The sequence below is a fragment of the Mesorhizobium sp. M7A.F.Ca.US.011.01.1.1 genome, from assembly GCF_003998295.1.
Taxonomy (GTDB): Bacteria; Pseudomonadota; Alphaproteobacteria; order Rhizobiales; family Rhizobiaceae; genus Mesorhizobium.
The window spans coordinates 1-9,756 of the sequence record NZ_RZRT01000104.1; the positions used below are offsets into that span (position 1 = coordinate 1).

Below are 9,756 nucleotides of genomic sequence, written 5' to 3' on the forward strand. Positions count from 1 at the left end.
GCGCCATCGCAGCTCGCTCAGCGTCAAAGAAGAAGGCTATCATCGCCGTCGCAAGGAAGCTCCTCGTCGTCCTAAACGCCATCATCCGTGATAAAAAAGCTTTCGCATGAACACAGTTGCCATGCCGTGACCATTGCCGAAGAATGCGACGGATCAGGATGGTTGTTCGATAGGCCCTTCATCGCCGTTGGTGCATTGAAAGCCGATTCTGGTCCGCTTTCGCGTGCACGAATGGCGCGGCATGGATCCTAGGGTCTGCGCCGCGTCGCTTCGCTCCTTGCTTCGCCCTAGGATGACGAATCCATAGGACGCTCGTTGCTTGAATTGCTCGGTGCCCCGTAAACCGGCGTCTCAATCCCTTCCATCCGCGCCTTGATCTGCAGCGCCACATATTTCGAATAGAAGCGCGACAGCGCCAGATTGCCGCCGTGGAACCACAGTGCTTCCTGCGCGGTCGGCTTCCACATGTTGCGCAGCTCGCCTTGCCACGGTCCCGGGTCGCCCTTGACGCCCGAGCCAAGACCCCAGCACGGGCCGACCTTGTCGGCGACTTCGCGCGAGACGATCGCAGCGACATTCTCGTTCATCGACTGATAGCCGGTGCAGGCGATGATGGCGTCGGCGGCGAGTTCACTGCCGTCCTCGAACAGGATGCCGCTCGGGGTCAGCGATTTGATGGCGACGCCGCTGCGGATGCCGATCTTGCCGTCGATGATCAGGTCGGAAGCGCCGACATCGATGTAGTAGCCGGAGCCGGTGCGGTAGGCCTTCATCAGAAGGCCGGTCTCGTCGTCGCCGAAATCGAGGGCGAAGCCGGCGGCGCGCAAGCGGTCATAAAAGGCCGCGTCGCGCGCCTTGATCACCTCGTAGAGCGCCCGCTGGCCCTTGGGCACCAGCGCGAACGGCGTCGAGGCGACGATCATGTCGGCCTTCTCGGTGGTGATGCCGCGCGCCAGTGCGTCATCCGAGAAGATCTCGAAGCCGACTTCCATCAGCGTGCTCGATTTGACCACCGTCGTCGGTGAACGCTGGATCATGGTGACCTCGGCGCCGCTTTCCCAGAGGTCGACGCAGACATCGTGGCCGGAGCTTGCCGCGCCGATGACGGCGACACGTCTGCCCCGGAATTTCTCGCCGCTGGCATACTGGCTGGAGTGCAGCAATTCGCCCCTGAACCGGTCGGCGCCCGGAAGATCGATCCGCCGTGGCGGGCCGTAGGCGCCGGTGGCGAAGACGATATGCTTCGGCTTCAGCGTGATGTGGCGGCCGACGCGGTCGACGACCACGGTCCAGACTTTTTCGGCCTCATCATAGGACGCGCTCAGGCATTTGGTGGCGACCCAGTAATTGAGCTCCATGACGCGCGTGTACATTTCCAGCCAGTCGCCCATCTTGTCCTTGGGCGTGAACACCGGCCAGTTTTCGGGGAAGGGGATGTAGGGCAGATGGTCGTACCAAACCGGATCGTGCAGCACGAGGGTGCGGTAGCGGTTGCGCCAGGAATCGCCCGGCCGCGCATTTTTCTCGATGACGATGGTGGGCACGCCGAGCTGGCGCAGCCGCGCCCCCAGCATGATGCCGCCCTGGCCGCCGCCGATGACCAGGCAGTAGGGCTGTTCCTCGGTGCCGAGCTCGCGCGTCTCGCGCGCCCGCGCCTCCGACCAGGTCTCGCGCTTTGGATCGGCCTTGTGGCGCACGCCGAGCGGCCGCTTCGCCCCCTTGCGCTCCTCAAAGCCCTTGAGGTCGGTCATCGCCGTGAACAATGTCCGGCAGCGGCCGTCGCGCAGCCGCATGATGCCTTCGCCTGACGCCACCGCGGTTTCGAAGCTGAACCAGGCCTCGATGGTGCCTTCGTCCGAGATCGCCTCGCCGGTCAGCTGCCATGCCCTGGGCTTGGTCGTCGCCAGCGCAGCTTTCAGCATGTCGGCGATTGCCTCGCGGCCTTCCATGGTGGTGATGTTCCAGGTGAAGGTCAGGAGATCGCGCCAGTAGCAGTCATCGACAAACAGGTTGGTCGCGGCCGCCGCGTCTCCCGCTTCGAGTGCCTTGTCAAAGGACCCGAGCCATGCGGCTGCCTGTTTCGATGGGGCTATCTCGAGCATGTCTTTCCCTCTTCCTGCAACACGCCGCACACGGCGTAAAAATCTCAATTGTCGAACGCGGCGCCGCCCCTCATCCGCCTGCCGGCACCTTCTCCCCGTGAACGGGGAGAAGGGAGCTAGTCTCCGAGCGGCTCCATCTCCTTGCCGGTGCGGTGGATCTGGGCGTTGTATTTGATGCGGCGCACCGTCTCGCGGGCCGAACCGTCGAGCTTGTAGGCCGAGGCCACCGCCAGAAGGTCGATCGCCGCCAGGAAGGCGAAGCGCGAGGCCGTCGGCTTCAGCGTGTCGGGATATTCGGGCACCGCCACCGTCAGCCTGACGTCGCAGGCGCGGGCGAGTTCGGTGTCGGGCGCGGTCACCGCGATCGCGTTGGCGCGGTAATGCTTGGCGAGCTCGACGGCCTCGATCACTTCGCGGGTGCGTCCCGTGGCCGAAATGGCGATCACCAGATCGCCCGGCTTGAGCGTCGAGGCGGTCATGCGCATCAGATAGGGGTCGCACTGGGCGCTGACTGTGATGCCGTAGCGGAACAGCCGGTATTGGGTTTCCTGCGCCAGCGCCGAGGAGCTGCCGCCGAGGCCGAAGACCGTAACCTGGCGCGCCTTGGCGATCAGCTCGGCGGCTTTCTGCAGCTGCGCCGGGTCGAGCTGCCGCTCGGCCTCCTGCAGCGCCCGGCGCGCCTCGCCGAACACGGCGTTCCAGAACGGCATGCCATTGTCATTGCTGACGGAGGGCGACTTGGCCAGATAGAGCGCGCCGACGACGAGGCTCTGCGCCAGCTTCAGCTTGAAGTCGCGCACACCCTCGCAGCCGATGGCGCGGCAGAACCGGGTCACCGTCGGTTCGCTGACCCCGGCGCGCTGGGCAAGGGCGGCATTGGAGGCGTCGACGGCATATTTGACATCATCGAGCACGACATCGGCGACACGGCGTTCGGCCGGGCGCAATTCGCTATAGGAATCCTTGACCAGCGAGATGATGTCGGGAATGCGCCGGACAGGATCGCGCCCCTCGGCATCGGGGTCTGGAACAGGCTCGTCCTGGCTGCCAGCTTCGGTCATGGGGTCCTGTCTTTCCCTGGGTTGCGAGGCTGCGGTCTTAGCATGTTTGCACGCCTTGGCTCCACGTGCCCGACCGCATCGCAACCGCAGCGTGTCGTTGGGGAAAGCTCACCTTCCTCCTCTCCTCTCCAGTCCGTGTCAGCCCAGAAGTATGTAGGAAAGCAACATGCATTTCAAGGGCGTGAAAACACCATTAAAACAACCAGGTAGGTGTATCACCCGATTTTCGTGGTACAGTTATCATCGCCGGCGCTTGACAGGAAAGTAGGATAGTTACAGACTGATTTTCGCTGGGATGAGCCAATGGATCATCGCGCAATCTTCCCGGGGGGCAGATGAATACAGGCGATGCAAAAAAGCCGAAGCTTGGCGTGCAGGTCGCGACCAAGATCTATCATACGGCCTCCGGCGACCTGCTGGCGCTGGACCGCTGCAGCCTCGATGTCAGCGACAATGAAATCGTCTCGATCGTCGGCCCTTCCGGCTGCGGCAAGACCACGCTCTTGTGGTCGATGTCGGGCCTGCACAGCCTGACCAGCGGCGAGATCCGGCTCGACGGCAAGGCGATCACCGGTCCGCATCCCGATATCGGCATCGTTTTCCAGGAAGCGAACCTTCTGCCGTGGCGCAATCTCGACGCCAACATCCGCTTCCCCTTCGAGATCAAGGGCGAGAAGCCGGACCGGGCGTGGATCGCGCATCTGCTCAACCGGGTCGGGCTCGACGGCTTCGGCGGCAAATTTCCGCGCGAGTTGTCGGGCGGCATGCAGCAGCGCGCGGCGATCGTGCGGGCGCTGGCGCTGAAGCCCTCGGTGCTTTTGATGGACGAGCCGTTCGGCGCGCTCGACAGCTTCACCCGCGAGGAGATGAACCGGCTGGTCGAGGAGATCTGGCTCGACACCAAGACAACCATCGTCTTCATCACCCACTCGATCGAGGAGGCGATCTTCCTCTCCGACCGGGTGGTGGTGCTGAGCGCCCGGCCGGGCCGCGTCGCCAAGGAGTATCGCGTGCCGTTTGCGCGGCCACGCTCGCTGGAGATCATGGCGACGAAGGAGGTCTTCGACCTCACCAACCGTATCAAGATGGACATTGTCGGCGAACGCACGCGGCCAAAAGCCCCGGAGCGCCCGAGCGCCGAGATCGTGAGGATCAGGCCGTGAGCGACACGATCCCGGAATTCTCCAAGTCCAAGTCTGGTGCCAAGTCGGGCGACGGCCATGAGGTCAGCCTGACCAATCTGTCGGCCTTCGCCAGCGGCCCCGGCATCAAGTCGGGCAAGGAGGTGGCGGCCATTCTTGCCGTGGCGGTGATCATCATCGGCGGCATCGAACTGGCGCTGCGGCTGTTTCATGTGCCGCTCTACATCATGCCGCCGCCAAGCTCGATCGCCTATGCGCTGTTCGACGAGTTTCCGCTAATCGCGCCACATCTCGGCTACACGCTTGTCGAGCTGGTGTCCGGCTTCACTATCGGCGCCATCGTCGGCCTGGTGCTGGCTGCCGTCATCACACAGTTCCCGTTCGCCGAGAAGATCGTCGCGCCCTACATCCTGCTCTTGGTCACCACGCCGATGCTGGCACTGGTGCCGCTTCTGATCCTGCGCTTCGGCTTCGGCTACACGCCGCGCATCATCGCGGTGGCGCTGGCCGCCGGGCCGATGGTGATGATCAATGCCGCGACCGGCTTTCGCCGCGTCGACAGCGCCAAGATCGCGCTGGCGCGCTCCTATGGCGCCAGCACCTTGCAGATCTTCTGGAAGATCCGTGCGCCGATGGCGCTACCGATGATCCTGGTCGGGCTGATGATCGGCGCCATCTTCGGCCTGTTGACTGCGGTCGGCGCCGAGATGGTCGGCGGCGGTTTCGGCCTCGGCAACCGGCTGACCACCTATTCGTCGATGATCCAGATGCCGCAGTTCTTCGCGGTGGTGCTGATCCTGTCGACGCTCGGCATCCTGATCTACGTGCTGTTCTTCCTGATCGGCAAGAAATGGGCGAGCTGGGAGGCTTGAACACAAAGGGTAAGACGACGCCCGGGAGGCGGGCGGCAAGAGACCGACATCAAACAAAAAAGGGGAATGCCATGACCAAAGAGAACTCGATCAACCCGGCGGGGATCAGCCGCCGCACTTTCCTGCAGGTGACCGGCGCTGGGCTGGTGACGGCCACGACGCTCGGCGCCACCGGCCTCAAGGCCAGGGCCGAGGCTTATGGAAAATTCACCTGGATCTCGCCGCGCGGCACGCTCGAAGTGCTCGACGACTATCCCTACTGGGCGGCCAAGAAGGCCGGTTATTTCGATGGGCTGGACACCGACATGCAGCCGGGGCCGTCGGACGGCACCGCGACGGTGAAGTTCGTCGATGTCGGCCAGGCCGATATGGGCTTCCCGTCGCCCGGTGTGTTCTCCTTCGCCATCCAGAACGGCATGAAGCTGAAGTCGGTGTTCCACATGGGCGCCCGCGACACGTTCAGCATCGCCTTCCGCAAGGGTGAGGGATCGAACGATCTGAAGAAGCTGGAAGGCAAGACCATCCTGCTCGGCTCCGCCGCCTGGCAGTCGATCACCGACCCGCTGCTGGCCGCGCAAGGCGTCGACATCAAGAAGGTGAAATATGTCGAGGCCGGCTGGCCGACCTGGGGCACGGCGCTGGCCGGCGGCCAGGGCGACGCTGCCCTGTCGTGGGAAGGCCTGCGCGCCGAATGGATCGCCAAGGGGCTCGACTTCGAATACTGGCTCGGCGTGCAGAATTCGAAGCTGCCGGCCAACACTTTCGTCGTCCGTGCCGCCGACCTCGAGGATCCCGACCGCAAGGCGTTCCTGGAAAAGTATCTGCGCGGCTGGGCGATGGGCCTCGAATTCGGCTACCAGAATCCACGCGCGGCCGTCGAAGCGGTGTTCGAGCAGTTCCCGACGCTGGCCAAGAATCTCGGGCCCGAGCTTGGCACCACCTCGATCCTGCAGCAGATCAATGTCTTCCGTGGCGACATGGACAAGCGCGGCGGCTGGGGCTCGCACGACATGGCGAGCTGGCAGGGCTTCTTCGACGAGATCCACAAGATCGGCCAGATCACCGCTCCGGTGAAGGCCGAGGACGTCTGCACCAACGATCTGATCGGCCCGGCCAATGATTTCGACAAGGCCAAGGTCAAGGCCGATGCTGACGGATACAAGCTGTCGGAAGGTTTCGCCGCGCTCGATGTCGAGAAGATCAAGGCACATCTGTTCGATTCGGCGGTGAAGTAGGGGCGCAAACGGATCATGTCGGCGCCGCCCCTCATTGCCCTGCCGGGCTCCTTTCCTCTCCCTCCGGAGGGGGGAGAGGTGGCGCCGCGAAGCGGCGACGGAGTGGGGGAAGGCGTTCGCCAAACGCGCAGTCGCCGCAAGACAGGCACAATCCGACGCGCAAGAAATATTAGGCGGGCGGCGAAGGTCGACCCCCACTCCGTCGAGCTGCGCTCGACACCTCTCCCCCGATCGACGGGGGAGAGGAAGGGCAGTGAGCGGCGGCGCTGATCGCCGTCCACAATTCAATCAATTGGGAGGCGGATTTGTCCGACAAGGTAAAAGTGCTGGTGGTGGGTCTCGGCAATATGGGTGCGTCGCATGCCAGCGCGTACCACCGGCTCGACGGTTTTGAGATCGTCGGCATTATGAGCCGCTCGATCAAGAGCAACACGAAGATACCAGGAGAGTTAGCCGGCTACCCACTCTACGAGGATTTCGACCAGGCGCTGAAGGAAACAAAACCGGACGCCGTCTCGATCAACAGCTGGCCGAACACACACGCCGAATATGCGCTGAAGGCAATCGCCGCCAACTGCCATGTGTTCATGGAAAAGCCGCTCGCCACCAACAATGAGGATGCCGAGAAGGTTGTCGCGGCGGCGCGCGCCAAGAACCGCAAGCTGGTGCTCGGCTATATCCTGCGCGTCCACCCGTCATGGATCAAGTTCATCGAGGTCGGCAAGACGCTCGGCAAGCCGCTGGTGATGCGGCTCAACCTCAACCAGCAGAGCAGCGGCAGCGCCTGGCACTGGCACAAGAACCTGATCGATTCGCTGATCCCGATCGTCGATTGCGGCGTCCACTATGTCGACGTCATGTGCCAGCTGACCGGCGCCAAACCGGTGCGCGTGCACGGCATCGGCGCCAAGCTCTGGGCGGAGGCCGACAAGCAGAATTACGGCCACCTGCACGTCACCTTCGATGACGGTTCGGTCGGCTGGTACGAAGCCGGCTGGGGCCCGATGATGAGCGAGACGGCCTATTTCGTGAAGGACGTGGTCGGCCCCAAGGGCGCGGTGTCGATCGTCGCCGGACAGCAGGCGAGCAGCGCCGCCGACACCGCCGAGGTATCGAACTCCGCCGACATCGACCGCCACACCAAGACTGACGCGCTGAAGATCCATTACGCGCAAGTCGACGGCGACAAGAATTTCTCGAAGCCCGACGAGATCGTCAGCATGGAGGACGAGCCTGGTCATCAGGAACTCTGCGACCGCGAGCAGGCCTTCTTCCTGCGCGCCATCCGCGAGGATCTCGATCTGACAGAGCAGATGGATGCGGCGGTCAACAGCCTGCGCATCGTGCTCGCCGCCGAACAGAGCATTGCGCTCGGGCGGACCGTCGACCTGGCCTGACGCAATCCGGCTGCTGGCAAGCCCCGTCATCCGGCCGCTTCGCGGCCACCTTCTCCCCGTGGGGGAGAAGAGGTTGGCTCTGGCATCGACAATCTCCTCTCCCCCTTGGGGAGAGGTCAGCCGAGCGAAGCGGAGGCTGGGTGAGGGGGCCGCTGCCCGAACGTGGTTATACGGCGAGACAACACAAGCCATCCGCCAGAGGAGAGAGACATGGTCACCGAAAGTCTGCTGAAAACCTATGCCGAGTCCGACGCGCTCGACCTGGCTGGACTGGTGCACAGCGGCCAGGTTTCACCGGCGGAACTGGTGGAGGCAGCGATCACGCTGGTCGAGCGGCTCAACCCGGCGCTCAATGCGGTCATCCATCGCCTCTACGACATGGCGCGGGCGCAGGCCGAAACGGTCGACACATCAGCGCCCTTCGCCGGTGTGCCGTTCCTGCTCAAGGAGCTCGCCTCGTCCTGGACCGGGGCACCGAACACCAACTCCTCATTCTACCTGAAGGACGTTGTCGCCGATTTCGACACCGAGGTCGTTCGCCGCATGAAGGCGGCCGGGCTGGTGCTGGTCGGCAAGTCGAACGCGCCGGAGAACGGTTGGTCGATCACCACGGAACCAAAACTCTACGGTGTGACGAAGAATCCGTGGAAGGAAGGCATCACGCCCGGCGGCTCGAGCGGCGGCGCTGCCGCGGCCATCGCGTCGCGCATGGTGCCGATCGCCGAGGCCAGCGATGGCGCCGGCTCGATCCGCATCCCGGCCTCCTGCTGCGGCGTTGTGGGCTTAAAACCGTCGCGCGGACGTGTCAGCCTCGCGCCGTTCGGCGACTATTGGTATGGCGGCGCCTATTTTCTCTGCTGCTCGCGCACCGTGCGCGACACCGCGGCCTATCTCGATGCGGTTGCCGGCGCGCTGCCGGGCGACCCCTATACGCCGCCGGTTCCTGATGGCAGCTGGCTCAGCCTCTCGGCGCGGGCGCCAAAGAAGCTGCGCATCGGCTTTTCCGTCACGCCGCCCAACGGCACGGCGATCGATCCGGAGGTGAAGGCGGCGGTGCTGGCGACCGTGGCGGCACTCGAGCGCCTCGGCCACCATGTCGAGGAGCATGACATGCCGCTCGACGCCAATGCTGTGTGGAAGACCTACACCAACATGACCTGCGTGCAGACGGCGGCGACCTTCGACTACCTTGAAACGGTCATCGGCCGGCCGGTGACGCCAAACGACGTGGAGGCGGTCACCTTTGCGATCATCGAGCGCGGCCGCTCGACCAGCGGCATCAGGCACATCTCCGATGTCGAGCAACTCAGGCAGGTCGGCCGCGACATCGTCGGCGACCTCGGCGCCTACGATCTCTTCATCACCCCGACCCTGACGCAGCTGCCGCGCCCGTTCGGCTATTACGACATGTCGGAAACAGACATCGATCGCTACAACGCCAAATGGGCGGACTCGGTGTTTGCCTTCCCCTTCAACATCTCCGGCCAGCCGGCGATCTCGCTGCCGCTCGGCTGGTCGAAAGGCGGCGTCCCGATCGGCGTGCAGCTGGTCGGCCGCTACGGCGACGAGGCGACGGTGCTGGCCGCGTCGGCACAGTTGGAGCAGGAGATGCCGTGGAGAGGGAGAAGGCCGGCGGTGAGTGGGTAGGTGCTGGGCACCGCGTGCGGCTTCGAGATCGGCCAAATCCGCCCATCGCTTCGTCATCCACGGGCGGAGCAAGGAGCGCAGCGACGCAGCGCAGACCCGAGGATCCATGCCGCGACTTCAAAGCGTCGCTACGATGAAGAGTTCTGCTCCGCTGCATTCCTCGGCCAAGGTCACGGCATGGCAACTGTGTTCATGCGAAAGCTTTTTTATCACGGATGATGGCGTTTAGGACGACGAGGAGCTTCCTTGCGACGGCGATGATAGCCTTCTTCTTTGACGCTGAGCGAGCTGCGATGGCGC

Annotated in this window: 7 protein-coding genes; 5 read left to right on the forward strand and 2 right to left on the reverse strand. The window is 64.0% G+C overall.

All coding sequences use genetic code 11. From position 1 onward, the window contains the following. Window positions 1-287 precede the first annotated feature (287 nt). Both EOA13_RS35675 and EOA13_RS35680 read right to left on the reverse strand, forming a co-directional pair. Window positions 288-2,102: an NAD(P)/FAD-dependent oxidoreductase gene (locus tag EOA13_RS35675; protein ID WP_127297853.1), complete on the reverse strand. Its 1,815-nt coding sequence runs from the start codon at window positions 2,100-2,102 to the stop codon at window positions 288-290. A gap of 116 nt (window positions 2,103-2,218) precedes the next feature. Further along, complete coding sequence (locus tag EOA13_RS35680; protein ID WP_127297854.1) at window positions 2,219-3,163, reverse strand: MurR/RpiR family transcriptional regulator; 945 nt, start codon at window positions 3,161-3,163, stop codon at window positions 2,219-2,221. 335 nt (window positions 3,164-3,498) lie between these two features. Here EOA13_RS35680 and EOA13_RS35685 point away from each other — a divergent pair, with 335 nt between their 5' ends. The 5 genes from EOA13_RS35685 to EOA13_RS35710 all read left to right on the forward strand — a co-directional run bounded on the left by EOA13_RS35685 (window position 3,499) and on the right by EOA13_RS35710 (window position 9,456). Next, a complete protein-coding gene (locus EOA13_RS35685; RefSeq protein ID WP_127297855.1) occupies window positions 3,499-4,326 on the forward strand; it encodes an ABC transporter ATP-binding protein in 828 nt (275 codons plus the stop codon). Beyond that, entirely contained in the window at window positions 4,323-5,177 is an 855-nt protein-coding gene (locus EOA13_RS35690) for an ABC transporter permease (RefSeq protein WP_127297856.1), read from the forward strand. The genes EOA13_RS35685 and EOA13_RS35690 overlap by 4 nt, the downstream gene beginning before the upstream one ends. Before the next feature lie 71 nt (window positions 5,178-5,248). Beyond that, on the forward strand, window positions 5,249-6,412 hold the full coding sequence (locus EOA13_RS35695) for an ABC transporter substrate-binding protein (RefSeq protein ID WP_127297857.1): 1,164 nt from the start codon (window positions 5,249-5,251) through the stop codon (window positions 6,410-6,412). Between the two features lie 305 nt (window positions 6,413-6,717). Next, entirely contained in the window at window positions 6,718-7,809 is a 1,092-nt protein-coding gene (locus EOA13_RS35705; RefSeq protein WP_127297858.1) for a Gfo/Idh/MocA family oxidoreductase, read from the forward strand. A 210-nt stretch (window positions 7,810-8,019) separates the two neighbouring features. Next, on the forward strand, window positions 8,020-9,456 hold the full coding sequence (locus EOA13_RS35710; protein WP_127297859.1) for an amidase: 1,437 nt from the start codon (window positions 8,020-8,022) through the stop codon (window positions 9,454-9,456). The last annotated feature ends 300 nt before the right edge of the window (window positions 9,457-9,756 follow it).